The organism is Microbulbifer pacificus (assembly GCF_002959965.1).
In the GTDB taxonomy this organism is placed as follows: Bacteria; Pseudomonadota; Gammaproteobacteria; order Pseudomonadales; family Cellvibrionaceae; genus Microbulbifer; species Microbulbifer pacificus_A.
The window spans coordinates 734,431-751,077 of the sequence record NZ_PREV01000026.1; the positions used below are offsets into that span (position 1 = coordinate 734,431).

General features: G+C 56.6%; 14 protein-coding genes. 6 read left to right on the plus strand and 8 right to left on the minus strand.

Features of this window, described 5'->3' with window-relative positions; translation table 11 throughout:
• The first annotated feature begins 8 nt into the window (after nt 1–8).
• The 3 genes from C3938_RS03610 (at nt 9) to C3938_RS03620 (ending at nt 2,959) form a co-directional block, all read left to right on the plus strand.
• The gene (locus C3938_RS03610; protein ID WP_105101875.1) at nt 9–668 is read left to right on the plus strand and encodes a hypothetical protein; all 660 of its coding nucleotides are present in this window, start codon (nt 9–11) and stop codon (nt 666–668) included.
• 83 nt (nt 669–751) lie between these two features.
• Nucleotides 752–1,444, plus strand: coding sequence for a hypothetical protein (locus C3938_RS03615; protein ID WP_233998629.1), 693 nt, complete (start codon nt 752–754; stop codon nt 1,442–1,444).
• 60 nt (nt 1,445–1,504) lie between these two features.
• A complete protein-coding gene (locus C3938_RS03620; protein WP_105101877.1) occupies nt 1,505–2,959 on the plus strand; it encodes a M48 family metalloprotease in 1,455 nt (484 codons plus the stop codon).
• Between the two features lie 90 nt (nt 2,960–3,049).
• On the opposite strand, the gene C3938_RS03625 is transcribed toward C3938_RS03620, so the two are convergent.
• Both C3938_RS03625 and C3938_RS03630 read right to left on the minus strand, forming a co-directional pair.
• The gene (locus C3938_RS03625; protein ID WP_233998630.1) at nt 3,050–5,035 is read right to left on the minus strand and encodes a sensor domain-containing diguanylate cyclase; all 1,986 of its coding nucleotides are present in this window, start codon (nt 5,033–5,035) and stop codon (nt 3,050–3,052) included.
• Between the two features lie 339 nt (nt 5,036–5,374).
• On the minus strand, nt 5,375–6,154 hold the full coding sequence (locus C3938_RS03630; RefSeq protein ID WP_105101878.1) for an enoyl-CoA hydratase: 780 nt from the start codon (nt 6,152–6,154) through the stop codon (nt 5,375–5,377).
• Nucleotides 6,155–6,424: 270 nt separating this feature from the next.
• Between C3938_RS03630 and C3938_RS03635 the strand changes: the two genes are divergently transcribed.
• Nucleotides 6,425–7,207 carry a tryptophan 2,3-dioxygenase gene (locus tag C3938_RS03635; RefSeq protein ID WP_105101879.1) on the plus strand — a complete coding sequence of 261 codons (783 nt, stop codon included), beginning with the start codon at nt 6,425–6,427 and terminating at the stop codon, nt 7,205–7,207.
• Between the two features lie 137 nt (nt 7,208–7,344).
• Here C3938_RS03635 and C3938_RS03640 read toward each other — a convergent pair whose 3' ends face one another.
• Nucleotides 7,345–7,773, minus strand: coding sequence for an ExbD/TolR family protein (locus tag C3938_RS03640; protein WP_105101880.1), 429 nt, complete (start codon nt 7,771–7,773; stop codon nt 7,345–7,347).
• Nucleotides 7,774–7,939: 166 nt separating this feature from the next.
• Nucleotides 7,940–8,410: a methylglyoxal synthase gene (locus C3938_RS03645; RefSeq protein WP_105101881.1), complete on the minus strand. Its 471-nt coding sequence runs from the start codon at nt 8,408–8,410 to the stop codon at nt 7,940–7,942.
• 202 nt (nt 8,411–8,612) lie between these two features.
• Between C3938_RS03645 and C3938_RS03650 the strand changes: the two genes are divergently transcribed.
• The gene (locus C3938_RS03650; RefSeq protein WP_105101882.1) at nt 8,613–9,044 is read left to right on the plus strand and encodes a hypothetical protein; all 432 of its coding nucleotides are present in this window, start codon (nt 8,613–8,615) and stop codon (nt 9,042–9,044) included.
• 198 nt (nt 9,045–9,242) lie between these two features.
• On the opposite strand, the gene C3938_RS03655 is transcribed toward C3938_RS03650, so the two are convergent.
• Nucleotides 9,243–10,088 (minus strand): hypothetical protein, encoded by an 846-nt coding sequence (locus tag C3938_RS03655; protein WP_105101883.1) that lies wholly within the window; start codon nt 10,086–10,088, stop codon nt 9,243–9,245.
• A 123-nt stretch (nt 10,089–10,211) separates the two neighbouring features.
• On the opposite strand from C3938_RS03655, the gene C3938_RS03660 reads away from it, so the two are divergent.
• Nucleotides 10,212–11,063, plus strand: coding sequence for a hypothetical protein (locus C3938_RS03660; RefSeq protein ID WP_105101884.1), 852 nt, complete (start codon nt 10,212–10,214; stop codon nt 11,061–11,063).
• 107 nt (nt 11,064–11,170) lie between these two features.
• On the opposite strand, the gene C3938_RS03665 is transcribed toward C3938_RS03660, so the two are convergent.
• From C3938_RS03665 to C3938_RS03675, 3 genes are all read right to left on the minus strand, one after another.
• A complete protein-coding gene (locus C3938_RS03665) occupies nt 11,171–14,341 on the minus strand; it encodes an efflux RND transporter permease subunit (RefSeq protein ID WP_105101885.1) in 3,171 nt (1,056 codons plus the stop codon).
• Nucleotides 14,338–15,504 (minus strand): efflux RND transporter periplasmic adaptor subunit, encoded by a 1,167-nt coding sequence (locus C3938_RS03670; protein ID WP_105101886.1) that lies wholly within the window; start codon nt 15,502–15,504, stop codon nt 14,338–14,340. Before C3938_RS03670 ends, C3938_RS03665 begins: the two co-directional genes overlap by 4 nt.
• Nucleotides 15,505–15,823: 319 nt before the next feature.
• Nucleotides 15,824–16,525, minus strand: coding sequence for a cyclic nucleotide-binding domain-containing protein (locus tag C3938_RS03675; RefSeq protein WP_105101887.1), 702 nt, complete (start codon nt 16,523–16,525; stop codon nt 15,824–15,826).
• Nucleotides 16,526–16,647: the final 122 nt, after the last annotated feature.

Sequence of the window (16,647 nt, forward strand, 5' to 3'; positions counted from 1 at the left end):
AGCAACGCATGAATCGCTTGTCAAAAGGACTTGGGGCAGTAAAGACCACCGCGATACTGATATTCGCGGGGCTACTGACGGCCTGCGCACACACAGTTTCCGTAGATGGTCAGTTTCCCACACCGGTGGGCAACCAGCACCCGCTTACTGTGGGAATCTACCTCAGTGAGGATTTCCGTCAGTTTACGTACAGCGAAAATCGCGATGACAGAGATGAATGGAACATCAATACCGGGCGCGCACAGAAAAATCTGTTCGAGACCGTACTCGGTTCCATGTTCAAAGAAACGGTAAACCTGGCGCAGTATCCGAGCAACCTTCCACAGGGTATTGACCTGGTGATCGTGCCTGAGGTACGCGAACTGCAGTTCACCATGCCCCGCGAAACCCGGGTAAACATTTTCGAGGTGTGGATCAAGTACGATATGCACGCCTATAACCAACAGGGTGACTCTGTGGCGGAATGGGTAATCACCGCCTACGGAAAAACCCCCACGGCGTTTCTGAAATCCCAGGAGGCCGCCCTGGCCCAGGCCATCAACGTGGCCCTGCGGGATGCAGGTGCGACCCTGTACACAGGATTTGAACGGGTGCCGGAACTGCAGGCGTTTCTCGCCAGCAGGCAGCGGGCCCTGACCATGAAACGGACCGACGCTGATATCCAGTAGCGCAACGTTTCTTTCCGATGGATCGGTTCCCTTGCGCCCCCACAGATGGGCACCCTTGCAGGGGATTCAAGGAGGATGTACCAGTGAAATTTCTGAGATCCCTGTTTTCCGCATCGACTCTGCTTTCCGTATCAATTGGGGCGGTTCTAAACAGCGGCTGTACCACTGTAGTGATCGACGAGTACCGCCGCAGTAATGGCGAACTGGCCGCGGGTGATACCGTTGTGATTCTCGGGCGACGGCACTCCAGCGAGTACGAAACCGAGCCGGACCTGATCGATTGCGTGGGGCAGACCCTGCACAACCCCAAGGCCGGAGTGAATGTCATTCCCGAGCAACAGTTCGTGGATGCACTCTACCCCTGGTTCGAGCCTCGCACCGCGCCAATGCATATCAAATCCCTTAGCAAGCTGATGGATGTTCCGGACGTGCGCGACCGTATGGAGAAGTACGGAGTCAAATACATCGTATGGATCGACGGTAATACCGAGACTACCTCGAGCGCGGGCTCCATCGGCTGCTCCATCGGCACCGCCGGCGCCGGCTGCTTCGGCTTCGGCACCTGGGACAAGGAGTCCGACTATGAAGCCTCGGTGTGGGATTTCCGCGATCAGGAGCTGTCGGGAAAAATCAGTGCCGACGCCCAGGGCACCTCTTACATGCCCGCCATAGTGGTACCCATTCCATTGATCGCCCGGGTACAGAACAACGCCTGCAAAGGCATGGCCGCTCAACTTCAGGAATTCTTATTACCACCACAATCCGCCAGCCGCTGAGCCCGACAGAGGTTGTCGCAGCGGCTATCTGACTGGAGAGAATAAATACAGGAGCCTCAAATGCACACGCTCAAGAAAAGACTGTTAGCCACCTTGCTGCTGGTTACCGCCACCGGTTGTTCTTTCAACCCCGCCACCAACAGACCGGATCTGGTCCTGATGTCGGAGGAAAAGGAAATCAAGATCGGACGCGAGATGCATGAAAAGCTGGTGGCCAGCACCCCCATTTACAACGATCCAATCCTGACCACGTACGTTGAACACGTCGGTCAGAAAGTCGCCAAGGCCAGCGACCGCCCCGATCTCACCTATCACTTCACCATTATCGACAGTCAGGACATCAACGCCTTTGCCCTGCCCGGTGGTTATGTGTATATCAACCGCGGTCTGCTCACCTACCTGCACTCGGAAGCAGAAATGGCCGCGGTACTCGCCCACGAAGTTGGGCATATCACCGCTCGCCACGCGGTGCGCCAGAAAACTGCGGCCACCGGAGCCGGTGTGGCCTCGGTGTTATCGGTACTCGTGACTGGTAGCGGCGTCGTGGGTGATGTGGCGAACCTGTGGAGTACCGCGGCGGTGAAAGGCTATGGCCGCGATATGGAGCTGGAAGCCGACCGTTTCGGTGCGCAGTACATGTACAACGCCGGCTATGATCCACAATCCATGATCAATGTGATCGGGTTGCTGAAGGATCAGGAAACCTTTGCCCGCCGTCGCGCACGGGTAGAAGGCAAACAACAGCAGACCTACCACGGTGTGTTTTCGTCCCACCCGCGCAACGATGTGCGCCTGCGGGAAGTGGTCGAAGCCGCAGGCAAACTGCCAGAAGACAAAAAAGTGACCAAGGTGGAGTACTACCGCGAGAAAACCGACGGCATCGTTTACGGTACCAACGCACATGAAAGCGAAAAAAATCGCTTCAACCACAAGAGCCTGGGCTTTTCGCTACTGTTCCCCGAGGGCTGGACGGTGGAAAATCAGCGCTCGGCGATCGTTGGCACCGCGCCGGACAAATCCGCAACTCTCACCATCAAGGTCGACAAGCGCGATGGCAATCAGCCTGCAGATATGGCCCTGCGTGGCGTCTATGACGTGCGCAGTCTCGAACAGGACGAGGCGTTAAATCAGTATCGCCTGGAAGGGCACACGGGAAAATTACCGGTCAAATCCAGTGACAGTCCGGATCGGGTAGCCATTCTGTTCTATGGCAGCCGCCAGTACATTCTGGAGGGTAAAGTCAGTGAAAATCCCAAAAACACCGAAGCCGCCGCCGAACTGGACAATCTGTTCATGACAAGTATTCGCAGCTTTCGCCCTCTGCGCCAAACCGACATCGCCAAGCCGGATATCAAACGCGTTCGCTATGTGCAGGCCAATGACAAAACGACCTTCTCATCGCTGGCGCGGCATATGGAAATTGGCGAGTACGCAGAGGAACAGCTGCGCCTGCTGAATGGCTACTACCCGCGTGGTGAACCACAGCCGGGAGAGTGGATCAAGATCGTACAGTAGATCCTCATCGGCAAATGATCTGAATCCAGTAAGAAAGCCGTGGGTCGTGGACCCGCGGCTTTTTGTTGTCGTAGAGTCGGAATAATCCGATCAGGTCGGTTCCAGACTCAGCGCCGGTTCAGTGCTTGCGGCCTCAGAGTGAGACGGTCCGGAAGCATCCGGTCCCCGCTCCGCGGTGTACTCCACCACAATATTTCGCCCGCGCTCCTTGGCACAGTAAAGCGCGTGGTCCGCCCGTCGCAGCAACTGCTCTACAGTCTCATGCTCGGTGCCGAGGGCAACACCGATACTTGAGGTAAACTGCACGCTGCCAGCAGGGCACTCGACGCGGATCTGTGAAATGATGTCGCGTAACCGCTCCGCGGTGTGCAGGGAGTCCGGACGGGTCTCCGTAATCAGCAGGGCAAATTCCTCACCACCAAGGCGCCCGAACACATCGGTTTCTCGGAGTTTCCGCTGTATGGTCTGGCTGAACTGACGCAGTGCCTCATCACCAACACCATGACCGTGGTTATCGTTGATGGACTTGAAGTGGTCAATATCGAACATCAACAGGCTCACCGGTTCACCTTTGCGCTGGGCTCGCTTGATAGAAAGATCGGCATCGGCGAGGAAGCTGCGCCGATTGCGGATCCCTGTGAGTGGGTCGGTGCGCGCTTCCAGTTCCGCCTGGTGCTTCGCTTTTTCGAGTTCCTCCGTGCGGGCACGCACCAATCCTTCCAGTTTCACCTTGGATTGTTCGAGATGACGGCGATACTGACGTTCTGACTCCAGTCCCTGAAGACGCAGGCGGCGCAGCTTTATTCCCATGGCCGCCATGATCGTTACCATTTCAATAAAAGAACTGAGTGGCGGCAGGTAGTAATTCACCAGATTGTGATGGACGTAACCCAGATCCCTCAGCGCCTGGAAAAACAATCCCGCCAGCAGTAGCGTCCAGCCCACTGCAAACACCGCCGCTTCGCTGGAGCCCTGACGCCAACGCACTATCGCGATCACCGTAGAGGCCGGATACAGCAACAGCGCCAGGGTAATACTGACCAGCGCCACCGCCTTGATCTGTAACAAGGCACTGCCAAGCAGTACCAAGGCATTCAGCATCATCAGGATCATGACCAGATCCAGCTTGGGAGTATATTTACGTGTCTGCAGGAACAAGCGATCGAAGATGACGCCGCACAGGATACTCACAGCGCCAGCAGCAGACATATAGCTCCAGTGAAACCCTTCGCGCAGCACATACTGGTGCGTGAATCCAAGAATCGTGCCCCATGCCACAATTTTCGATAGGCCATAAACGAAATAAGCGAAGAAGCTCGGCTCGCGTGTCGTAAGCCCGACAATCAGAGAGAACAGCGAAATCAGGGTGATACCGCCAAACAGAAATGAAAGTACCGCTGTTTCACCGGTGTGGGATTTACTCAGCGCATCGGGTGACCAGATACGCATGGAGGGAAATACAAACCCTACCTCTTCCGAATCGAACCGCACCAGAAAGGCTTTCGATTCCCCCGCTTCAAGCGCGACTGGCACCACAAACCGATTGTGAAAAACCGGTCTCTTCGTGAACCCTTCGCCCATGGCGAGATTGGCGACCTCCACAAATTCCGGGGTAGTGTTGGAGGAGCTTGCAAACGCCTGCAGCCGGATCAACTGGTGGTCCACATACTCCAGATGCAGCGGTACCGGAAAGTCTGTAGGGTTGTGCAGCACGAAGAAGGACCAGTAACTCCCTTTCTGTAGCCCGGTAGAACCTGCGCCGGGCAGAGCTCGAAACGCTCCCGCTTCCAACGCTTGCAATGCCGCCATGAGGTCCGCCCGGCCACTGGTATCGTGCCAGACGGCGGCCTGTCCCGTGCGCCGGCTGCCATCTTCAGTGGCGCCGACGTCAATGGTCATGCCGTAGGAGCTCAGTGGTTCGGACAGGGAACCCAGCTGCGCGCCCTTCCCGGCACCGACGGACACCCCGGCGTGCGCCTGCATACACAGCAAGGCCCAAACGGTCCCGGACAGGCCCAGGAAGAAGAGGCGGGTCGATACTCCGGCAAGGCGGGAAAAAAGAGCTAAGACGTTCATGGTCCTGAAAACCAGGTTATCGCAGAAACCCTGCACAATTTCGGATGTGGATGCTTCAGCCGCGGGTGAATCTTATCTGTTGGAAAATTGCCCAGCGGGACTCGGGGCCCTCGGCGGGCGACCGTGCAATAAAGTGTACCGGCTCACACAGCCTTAATCATGCCCAATTTATCTCTGCGCAAAGCACCGGTCATGCACCAGACAACTACGACAACAAAGTAAAATGGAATAAAACTTCAAGAAACACTGAAAATATCATAAAAAAAGGTCGCCGATGGCGACCTTTTGAAACCTGGTTTCGTTACGGCCCGGCCTGACAAATACCCGGCCGCACCGCAATCAATCAAATCGGGAAAAATCCGCCGGCCTTTTCTCCATAAATGCCGTGGCCGCCTCGCGAAACTCCTCAGATAACAGGCGGGTTTTGAAATGATTCGCCTCTTCCCGAATCGTCGCCAGGCCGTTTTCGTGAATACCCTGGCGAAGCAGCTTCTTGGTCAGGCGCACCGCCTCCGGTGCCTTCTCGGCGAGTTCCGCCGCATAAACCCGGGCTCGGTCCAGCGCCTCTCCCGCGTACACGACTTCATTACAGATATTCACATCCGCCGCGGTCTGGGCATCGAATTTCTTACCGAGTAACAGGAGTTCGGACGCTTTGGCGTGCCCCATGATACGCGGCAACAGGAAACTGGAACCGTATTCCGGGCACAGGCCGAGATTCACAAAGGGCATCTGAAACACCGCGTCGTCTTCGGCGATGGAGAGATCGCAATGCAGTAGCAATGTGGTACCAATTCCCACCGCGGGGCCCGCCACAGCGGCAATCACCGGCTTGGGGAAGTTATACAATGCCTGCATGAACAGGTATACCGGCGACTCATCCCCTGTGGCGGAACCGCCAAGAAAATCCGTCAGATCGTTGCCACTGGTAAAGATACCGGCAGCCCCGGTGAGTATGACGACTCTCACACTTGGGTCATCCGCCGCCGCGTTCAGCAGATCCGCCATCGCGGAATACATGGCCATGGTCAGCGCATTCTTGCGTTCCGGCCGGTTGATGGTGATCTCCAATACCCGCCCGGATATCTGAGACTGAATTTCCGCACACTGGCTCTGCATGTTGTTGGGCTCCGCCTATTCTGTGGTTATCGCGCCCCTAGTGTAGCCACTCCCCCCCAACACACGAGGTCCAATTCGACCAGTTTGGGTTGCCAATTCTCAATCCAGCCTCTGTCTCCCGTGGGATAAAGGAATTTTCCAACTGTTTTCGATGAGACCTTATAATGCGGCCACAGATCGGCGAATTTACGCAATTTAAGATTCACATCACTGGAAAAACCGGTACATCCATTTCGGTCGCAGTGTTTTCAAGACAGGAATATTCCCCAAATGACGGTGACATACAGCTCCTACCTGAAAGTCGACGAGCTGCTGCAGTGCCAGCAGCCACTTTCCGATGGCCCGGAGCACGACGAACTGCTGTTTATCGTAATCCATCAGAGCTATGAGCTGTGGTTCAAACAACTGCTGCACGAGCTCGATTTCCTGGTACGCCTGTTTAACGGCGGTGAGCGCAACCGCGCCCTGCATACCCTGAAGCGGGTCGACGCCATCTACCGCACCCTGATCCAGCAGGTAGATATTCTGGAAACCCTCACGCCGCTGGAGTTCATGTCCTTCCGGGACAGACTGTCGACCGCCAGCGGCTTCCAGTCTTACCAGTTCCGCGAGCTGGAATTCCTCTATGGCGCGAAAGACGCAAAAAAGCTGGGTAACTATGAGCCCGGTTCCGAACACTACCTCCGCCTGAAAAAACGTCTTGAGGCGCCAACGCTGTGGGATGCCTTCCTGCGCTTCCTCGTTCACGAAGGACATGAAATCCCGAAATCCGAGCTGGAGAGGGATTACAGCCAGGTCGCAGCCCCTTCTACCGCAGTACAGCAGGTGCTGATCGACGTATACCGGAATGATCCGCTGGTGAGTGATATCTGCGAAGCACTGGTGGATATCGATACCTCCCTGCAGCAGTGGCGCTATCGCCATGTGAAGATGGTGGAGCGCACGATCGGCCACAAGATGGGAACAGGAGGTTCCAGTGGTGTGGGCTACCTGCAAAGCACCCTGTTCAGGCCGGTATTCCCGGACCTCTGGGCCATTCGCTCCGAGTTCTGACAGATTCCAGCGCCACAGGTCCCTGACGCGCGGTGCAAAACCGCGCAGTCATGGCAGACACAGATGACCTGGCGGATTACAGACATAAAAAAAGCCAGCGAATGCTGGCTTTTTGTACCCGGTGGGTAGACGAAGCGTTAGCGCTTGTCTTCGAACGGTACCAGGGAAACCTGGATGTTCGAGTTTACCTCTTTCGCCGCATCCGCAATGGTCACGTATGTGTCCGCGCTGGATTTGATGTGCGCACGTACGATGACGATAGCCTGCGGGTTCTCAGCGTAGAGCTGGGCAATACGGGCGCGGACCGCACGACTGTCGATACGGCTGCTTCCCATCCAGATCTCATCGGCGGAGTTCACCGTCAGCAGGATGTTCTGCTTGTCCTCATTTGGCGGGGTCTCAACTTGCTGATCGGGATCGGGCACGTTCACGTCCAGCGCCTTCTCTTTTACGAAGGATGCCGTCACGATAAAGAAGATCAGCATGATGAACACAACGTCCAGCATGGGCGTCAGGTCAATATCGGCCTTCTCTTCTTCTACGGCCTTACCGCGTCGTCTACTCATAAAACACCGTACTGTTTTTTAATTCGAATTGCGCCGGTTACCCGGTCTAATCAGGTGGGGAAGATTGCCGGGAAATGGCCAGCAATGCAAGTGCAACCTTTGCCCGCCAAAATAACCCTTAAAAATCAATCACTTACCAATCAAAGACCGGCAAGGCGCACAAAAATTACACAATGATTTCGAGCTTTCTCTGTGCCAGATAGCCCTGATAGTCAGGTACCTGCCGGGAGAAGCCCTGCGCCATCAGAGTGGAATGGATCATCATATCGGCACTGCTGGCATTACACGCCACAGGGATATTCCACACCGCGGCAATGCGCAGGAGTGCTTTTACATCAGGGTCATGGGGCATGGGTTCAAAGGGATCCCAGAAGAAAATCAGGATATCCACTTCTCCCTGACAGATTCTGGCTCCCAGTTGCTGGTCCCCTCCCATAGGGCCACTGAACAGTTTCTCCACCGCCATACCGGTCGCAGCTTCAATCTGAGAACCTGTAGTCCCGGTTCCCAGCAATTGGTGCTGCGCCAGAATATCGCGGTGCTGTTGGCACCACTCAATCAGACTCGCCTTGCGGTTGTCGTGTGCCACCAGTGCGATGCGTTTCTGCGCGGCAATTGGCTGATCTATATAGTTCACTCGGGCCCCCGGGCAACTGTGGATAATAACGCTACGGCTCCCGGCGGCCGGATCCAGTCCAACCGTAATTCCTGGAGAATGGGGCGATTATGCTAAATTCCGCTGCAGCCATCCATTCATACGACAAAGCGCACCACATGACTGCGGGGCGAGTATAATCCGCTCCCCCGCAATCCCCATGCTTTCATATATAGGAGTAACCATGAGTGTCGGCGCCTGGGAACCCACCCAACCCGCTTCCAACGACCAGTTGCGCAAAGACATCGACCGCGAGCTGCTGTCGAGGATCATCGATGCTCTGCAAGAATCTGATGAGGGAAAGACGCCCGGTACGGCGGCACCGGAGCTGGAGACACTGGACTCTTCGCTGACATCCGCAAGCTGGCTTTCCCTGTTGCCCTCGGCACAGTGGCTGGACGAGGCCAAACACTGGAGCGGCGAACAGCTGTGGGCATTGATTCGTTTCTTTACTCTGGCGGAAACACAGTTACAGGGCTGGCAGGGCGGCGCCGGCTCTCCCGTGATCCCACTCGCGAAATCCCTGCGCCTGCGCAAATCCCCGCTCACTCGCGAGCAGCTGCTGTGGATTCGCCAACACTCCGACAACCGCTACCTGCCATACGGACCGCTGTAGTCATTGAAACTGTATTTCATGCAGCAACATGCTGGTTCATCCAATAGCCCATTGGGGCTATTCAATGTAAAAGGCGTATCGACACACGATACGCCTTTTACATTTCTGGCTGGAGAATACTGCAGCCCATGACATCAGATCAGAGCCCTACTCGCCCCGGGTCCTTTCCGGACGGAACCAGCTACCGACAAGCGCTGCTTACTCCTGCAGACGAAACAATTGGCCACGCAGATTAGCCGCCGTAACCGGCGTTCGGTAATTGGCCGCGAGTTCGCGCCACAAAATATATCCCTCGGCATTCACCAACCATGCGCTCGGGCGCGCAGCGTCCTTAACCCACGGCCACAGAAGAATGGGCGCAGCGTTGGTAGCCACAAACAGTTCTGGCAGCGGCGGCGCAAGCTGTCTTACCTGCAAGGTATTCATATACTGCTCACCGGCCAGCAACCGGTGCGGCCATCGGTCTGTCGGCTGTACACTCCAGAGTACCAGGCCGACTTTTTTCCTCTGTAACTCCTCCTGTAACGCATGAAGCTGGTGTAGTTGATTGCGGCTATCCGCGCAATAACTCCCGCGCAGGAAGAGCACAATTGCACCCTTTATATCCCGGTCGCGACAGTACTCCGCCACTCGCCATCCCCCCATATTCATTTCTTCGATATCCGGGAACAAGGTTTCCCGCGCTGGCATTGTCGGCCAGGCAACCGAACTCAGGTGGTAGAGATAAAGCAGAAATACAAACAAGTTGTATATCGCCAGGTGAACGGGCAATCCGCGTGAACTATCCGCCAGCAGCACGAGTGCAAGCCCAAGAAGCACCCCGGCAAATGCACCTGGTTCACGCAAGTCCCCGGATATTTTTCCGGGCAACAAATAGCGCAACAGCATCCACACAGGTAATGCCCAGGCATTAATTAATAGACCGATCCACGCTGCCGTTGTCCTCGAGTCCGCCCCCCACAACATGGAGAACAAAGCCCAAAAACCGCAGACCAACAACCAGAAAAACCCGACAAAGGTTAAAAAAGCCTTAAATTTATTCATTACTGAGTAAAAACACCCCTAAAACACTTGCATTCAAGTATATAAATGAGCTGCAATTAGCGCGATGAATTCCACTCATCCAAAATAACATCTAGATATTAAATTCAGATACAGGGATATTTTATGGCCGCACGTAGAAAAGCCAACAATTCTCCGGTGAGCGCCGTCGCGAAGTTGGAAGCGGAACTCGCCTCATTGAAAGCCCAGCTCGAAAAAGCCCGCAGTGGCCAGGAAGCTGAAGCCAAAAAAGAAGCGGACAAGCTGTCCAAAGATGCCGACGCCGCCGCCAAGAAGGCAGCCGCCGCACAGGCCAAGGTAAAAGCTGCTCGCGCCAAGAAAAAATCAGCCGCTCAGCAGAAACAGCTGAAAGCCGCGCAGGAAGCCGCCGCCGCCGCCAAGAAAGCCGCTGCCGCAGCCAAAGCCGCCGCTGCTGGCGCCAAAGCCAAACTGGCCACCATCAGCGCCGAAAACAAGCTGATGGCGAAAGTTGCCAAGGCCGTAGCCAAAGAAGAAGCGGCGATCACCAAAAAGCTGACTGCCGCGGAGAAGAAGAAAGCCGCTGCCGAGAAGAAGAAAGCCGCCGCTGCTGCCAAGAAAAAGGCCGCTGCAGAGAAGAAAGCCGCTGCCGCTGCCAAGAAAAAAGCCGCTGCCGCTGCCAAGAAAAAAGCTGCTGCAGCCAAGAAAAAGGCCGCCGCTGCTGCCAAGAAAAAAGCCGCTGCAGAGAAGAAGAAAGCTGCCGTAGCCAAGAAAAAAGCCGCGGAAAAAGCCAAGAAAGCATCCGCCAAAGCCAAGGCCGCCGCCAAGAAAAAGCCTGGCCGTCCGAAGAAAGCCGCTGCTGACGCTGGTGCAACCGCAGCCAAGAAGCCTGGCCGCCCCGCCAAAGCTGGCGCCGCCAAGAAGAAGCCCGGTCGCCCACCCAAGGCTGGTGCAGCCAAGAAGGCCCCTGCTCGCCGCGGTCGTCCGCCTAAGGCCTAAGCCTAAGCTGTCATTTCTGGCAGACGGAAATAAAAAACCCCGGGAGATCCGGGGTTTTTTATGGCTGTCAGAAAGTCAGTGGAACCTGGCCACAGGCCCCCTGAGGACTATTCAACGCTCTTATTCAACCAACGGGGTTTTGATTTCCGTATCGCATCGCCAATGATTTCCCTGAATGCCGAAGGAAGCGCAAGCATCACCGGAGTCACAATCAGGGTAAGGATCGTGGAAAAGCTGAGGCCATAAACGATGGCGCTGGCCAGTTTCACCCAGAAAGACGCGATCACGCCGTTAACGACCACCGTGCGCCCAACCATATCCACACTTACTCCCAACGCCAGCGGCAGCAAGCCGAGAATAGTGGTGGCCGTTGTAAGGAATACCGGGCGCAGGCGCTGTGCAGAAGCCTTGACCGCAGCCGCGCCGCAACCGAGCTCAGGCTCGGCTTTACGCACAAAATTGTAGGTATCGATCAGCACGATATTGTTGTTCACTACAATCCCCGCCAGTGCCACGATACCCACCCCGGTCATGATTACGCTGAACGTGCTCTGGGTCAGGGTAAGTCCCAACATTACACCGGCCGTAGACATGATCACCGAAGACAGGATCAATGCCGACTGGTAGAAGCTGTTGAACTGGGTAACCAGCAAGATAAACATCAGGAACAGCGACAGCGAAAAGGCCACCTGCAGGAAGACCAGTGATTCGTTCTGATCTTCATCGGCGCCGCGGAACAACAGCTCCACCTCTCCGTCCAGAGGGTGCGCCGCCAGCCACTGTCGGATTTCGCGCACCTTGTCATCCGCCAGTACGCCGTCGTTCACATCCGCTTTTACCTGCATCCGCGTGACGCCGTCGATACGTTCAATTTTGTCCACCTTGGGTCCCGCCACGGTGGTTACAAAACTGCTGACCGGTACCGCGCCACTCGCCGTATTCACCTTCAATTCATCGAGCGCGGTGATGCCGCGAGCATCTTCCGGATAGCGGATACGAATATCCACCTCCTCGTCGGAATCGTCGGGCCGGTACTCCGCCATCAGTACGCCGTTCGTCACCAGCTGCACGGCGCGACCAACCCCCGTGAGGTCGGCGCCATACAGAGCCGCCTTGCCGCGATCGACCTTAACCTCCCACTCAATCCCCGGCAGTGGCGCGGTATTGACGATATCCCGAAGACCGTCAAACTCGCTTTCCAGCGCGCGGTGCAAGCGCCAGGTTTCCGCCAGTAACTTATCGTAGTCGCGACTGCGCAGCTCCAACACAATATCCTTGCCCACCGGTGGACCGCCCTCGAAGGCGTTGGCGCTGGTCTTGATCCCGGGAAAGTGACCAGTGCGCTCGCGGATATCGGCAAAAATTTCCCGACTTTTACGCTCGCGTTCCATGGAAGGCTGCAGCTCCACCAGAAGATTGGCAATTTGGTCCGGAGACTTTTCCGAGTTTCCGGAAATACCACGTGTGCCAATGGCCGTATATACCACCCGCACTTCCGGCACCTGCATCACCGTGGACTCCACTTGCGCTACCAGTGCTTTCTTCTCCTCGACCGACAGGTTGCCCTGCGCGCGCACCTCCACGTTGCCGTATTGCTCTTCCGTCTCGGTAAAAAATTCCACACCTGGGTTAAAACGACCGAAAGCGACGAAAATCCCGATCAATACCAGGATCGTTACCCCAAACGATACAAATGGTCGACGTACCACCGAGTCGAGCATCCGCGCGTAGAGACCAGTGATGCCACCGAGAGAAAGCGGGTCGCCATTTTCCAGCTGCTTGAGATATTGCTGGGTCTGCAGGTCCATATTGCTTTTACCGAATACCGACCCGAGCACCGGAGCAAAAAACAGTGCGTATACCAGTGATCCCGCCAGCACCGCAAAGACGGTAACCGGCAGATAGCGCATGAAATCCCCCACCACGCCCGGCCAGAAGATGATCGGCAGAAACGCGGCCAGCGTCGTTCCCGTTGACGCGATGACCGGCCAGAACATTCTCCGTACGGCGATGGAATAGGCCACCCGCGCCGATAGCCCTTCCGCCATTTTGCGATCGGCAAATTCGGTGATAACAATGGAACCGTCAATCAGCATGCCGAGCGCCAGCAGCATGCCGAACATCACCATGAAATTGAATGAGTAGCCCAGATACCAGGTAATGATGGAGCCAAACAACAGGGAGAAGGGAATACCAAACCCAACCAATAGCCCGGAGCGGAAGCCAAGCGCGCTGACCACGATGATCATCACCAGCAGCATGGCGGTGAGAATATTCCCCTCCATTTCGCTGACCATATCCCGCGCGACTTCCGACATGTCGAATACGAAATCCACCTTCACACCGCGCGGCAGGTAATCCCGCTCCCCATTCACTACCGCGCGCACACTGTCGGCAAGATCCACCGCACTGGCCCCGGTGCGCTTCTCCACATTGATGGCAAGCCCCGGGCGTCCATTAACACTGGTAAAGCTGGTCGCATCCTTGAACGTACGGCGGATATCCGTCACCTGTCCCAGCGTCACCACGCCGTGCTCAGACTGCTTGAGAGGGATCTGATAGACGTCATCAGCAGATTCGATCAAGCCCGGCACCTTGACCGAGAAACGCCCTTTACTGACATCCATCTCCCCGGCCGGGATCAACAGGTTATTGCCGAGTACCGCGTTGATCAGTTCGCCGCTGGTGATCTGGTAATGCTCGAGGCGCACCGGATCAATGGTGGCTTCCACAACCTCTTCCCGGTTGCCATTGATATCCGCGCTCAGTACTTCACCGATATTTTCGATCTTTCGTTTCAACAGTTGTGCACTGCGCAGCAGCTCCCGCTCAGTGGCCCCCTCACCTGCCAGGGTTACCACTATGGCGGGGAATGGTTGCGCTGACGCTTCTTCCACGATGGGCTCATCCGCATCGCGGGGCAACTCTGCCTTGGCCCGGTCCACGGCATTGCGAACTTCATCCACGGCGTGGTCTATATCCAGCGCGGAGTCGAATTCGATCACCAGATACACCAGGGACTCCCTGGCGGTGGCAATCACCTCTTCGACCCCTTCCAGAGAACGGATTTCCTGTTCCAGCGGCCGAATCAGGAGCCGCACACCATCTTCTGGAGAAATACCCTCGTGCCGGACCTGCACAATAACAACCGGTGGATTGACTTCAGGGCTGGACTCAACGGTCATGGCACCGCGTGCCGCGATGCCCATGATGACGACCAGAAGCATCAGACTGATACTGCTGCGGAATCGCTCTACCGCACTCTCCAGAAGCTTCATGGCTGCTCCTCGATGGCCGCGCGATCCGTAGACTGGACGACAGGAGCAGGCAGGTCGGCGGCGCCATCTTCAAATACCGCCGCCACCAGCTCCCCCTCACTGGCATATTCCTGCCCCACGGTGATCAACGTCACCCGTGGCGGTAATCCGGTAATCCACACCCCCTCGCGCTCGTCGCTGACGAGCTGCACGCGGTTAAATCGCACCCGCTGGGTGTCGTCCAGGGTCCTCACCCCCAGCTGCCCTTCATCGTCCAGGGTTAGCAGCGAAGAATTGATGCGGTGCGCCAACACTTCCCCGGTGGGCAGGGCCATGCGTCCGCTGATACCACTGCGCAATTTCCCATCCGTATTGGCAACCGCCATTTCCACCCGATAGGCGCGAGTGACCGGGTGTGCTTCCTGGCTCACATACCTCAGATTGCCCTGGATCACCTGCCCGTGTTGCAACTGCGCACTGGCCTCAGCGCCGGGCTCAAGCCGAGCCACCTGAGCCTCGGAAACCTCGCCCACCAACAGGATCGGATCGAGATCCAACAGGGTTGCGCACTCCTCGCCGCGGCGGACGAAGTCTCCCAGCTCTACCGCGCGGCTGTTGACCAGACCGGCAAAGGGCGCGCGAATCTGGAGGTTGCTCAGGTTTACCTGCGCGCGCTTCAGATCCGCGCGCGCGTTCGCCAGCGCCACCTCTTGCTGCGCCATGGCCGCTTCGGATTGCAAACCCCGGCCCTGCAGTTTTTTGGCACCGGCAAAATCCAGCTCGGCTTTGCGCAGGGCCGCACGGGCACGATCCAGCTGTTCAGGCCGGTCCTCCGCCGCGATCTCACAGATCACATCGCCCGCGGCAACTCGCTGCCCCTCCGCAACCGGCAGCGCGGCAATAACCCCATCCAGTTCCGCGCGCACCCGCACACTGCGGTTGGCCTCGGTACGGCTGTTTACTACCACACGTGTGAGGTAGGGCTGCGCCTCCAATACACGCGCGCGGACGCTCAGAGGTTCCTCTATCGCACGCGCCGCCGCAGTTTCCGCAGCCGGTGTTGCGCCTTTGCCGGTGGTACCACTGGAGAGCAGGCCAGTCATAAGCCAGGCGACTGCCGCAAGAGCGACCCCTATCGCCATCCGATAATTACGCTGCCGCCAGAGGTTCAACAGAAAATTCATACCCGTATTCCTACCCGTAAAGGAAAGAGAAAATATTCAGCCGGGAGGCTCAAGAGAAGCGCATTTTATGCACAAAGCCTTTACTGCGCAGTGACCATCGCTATCGGATTGCGAAATCCACAGCAGTCTCCTTATGTGAACCTGCGGAGCAAGCCTGTAGCGAGGAGCATTTATTCACATACGACCGACAGCCGGCAACGCGGCCGCGGTAAACCACACTCAATGCGTCAGATATATAGAGGAAGGAAGTAGAACTTTCCCGTCCGCTACGGACGGGAACCAGAAGGTCATTTATAAGAAGTGGAGCGGGCGCACCCGCTCAGGAAAGAATGGACTCGAGAAAGTCCGACATATCGGCTTCTTCCGCGGCCAGCTGTCCACTACCAAATTCCGCATTCCAGTCGAGCAGAATACGCGCCAGATCCCGCGCCTGATCCGCCAGTGCCAACAATTCTTCCCGGCAGTTTTTGGGCCCGGTATACAGCTTCAGGCGGCGATGACTGTTGGCCAGTTCATGGGCGGGATACTTGGAACGGTAGACTTCCAGTTTCCAGCGCAGTGAGTGCACCATATTGCGATAGAACACCAGCTTGGACGGCAGGTGCAATAGAGAGAAGTCTTCCAGGTCACCGAACAGGGTACAGTCGACGGCCAGCACCTGAATTTCCTGACCGACCGGTGCTGCCACGATGGTGGCGCTGCGCGGCTCCGCGAGCAACATGGACAGGTCACCGAAGAGTTCGCCCGGACGGATCACGGCCAACGGCCGTTCACCCCGCGCCGACGCCGCGTCGTCCACATGTACCTGTAGCTCTCCTCGCAACAGGAAATACACCCATTGGTCTACATCTCCCGCGTGCAGCAACGCCTCTCCGCGAGCCAGAGAAACCAGACGAGAACGCTTCACTAATACATCGTACTGCCACTCACTGGTGGCACGAATATCGCGAAAGAGATGAATGACATTCAGAAGCCGATCGACCGCGTCCCGCGGAAAATCACTAAGCGGTTTGTAATCCATGAAACTCTTGATTGTGTAAACACGCGTGGTTATGTGTTGGTTATTTAAACGCCCAGCGTGCCGACGGGAAACTCGTCTCTCACTTAATCCGGCATTTCTTGCCCGGCATTTATTTGACGCAC

Excerpts from the sequence above, each read along its gene's own strand:
- C3938_RS03610 (WP_105101875.1), top strand. The coding sequence starts at position 9 with ATGAATCGCTTGTCAAAAGGACTTGGGGCAGTAAAGACCACCGCGATA.
- C3938_RS03620 (WP_105101877.1), top strand. The coding sequence starts at position 1,505 with ATGCACACGCTCAAGAAAAGACTGTTAGCCACCTTGCTGCTGGTTACC.
- C3938_RS03625 (WP_233998630.1), bottom strand. The coding sequence starts at position 5,035 with ATGAACGTCTTAGCTCTTTTTTCCCGCCTTGCCGGAGTATCGACCCGC.
- C3938_RS03630 (WP_105101878.1), bottom strand. The coding sequence starts at position 6,154 with ATGCAGAGCCAGTGTGCGGAAATTCAGTCTCAGATATCCGGGCGGGTA.
- C3938_RS03635 (WP_105101879.1), top strand. The coding sequence starts at position 6,425 with ATGACGGTGACATACAGCTCCTACCTGAAAGTCGACGAGCTGCTGCAG.
- C3938_RS03640 (WP_105101880.1), bottom strand. The coding sequence starts at position 7,773 with ATGAGTAGACGACGCGGTAAGGCCGTAGAAGAAGAGAAGGCCGATATT.
- C3938_RS03650 (WP_105101882.1), top strand. The coding sequence starts at position 8,613 with ATGAGTGTCGGCGCCTGGGAACCCACCCAACCCGCTTCCAACGACCAG.
- C3938_RS03655 (WP_105101883.1), bottom strand. The coding sequence starts at position 10,088 with ATGAATAAATTTAAGGCTTTTTTAACCTTTGTCGGGTTTTTCTGGTTG.
- C3938_RS03660 (WP_105101884.1), top strand. The coding sequence starts at position 10,212 with ATGGCCGCACGTAGAAAAGCCAACAATTCTCCGGTGAGCGCCGTCGCG.
- C3938_RS03665 (WP_105101885.1), bottom strand. The coding sequence starts at position 14,341 with ATGAAGCTTCTGGAGAGTGCGGTAGAGCGATTCCGCAGCAGTATCAGT.
- C3938_RS03670 (WP_105101886.1), bottom strand. The coding sequence starts at position 15,504 with ATGAATTTTCTGTTGAACCTCTGGCGGCAGCGTAATTATCGGATGGCG.
- C3938_RS03675 (WP_105101887.1), bottom strand. The coding sequence starts at position 16,525 with ATGGATTACAAACCGCTTAGTGATTTTCCGCGGGACGCGGTCGATCGG.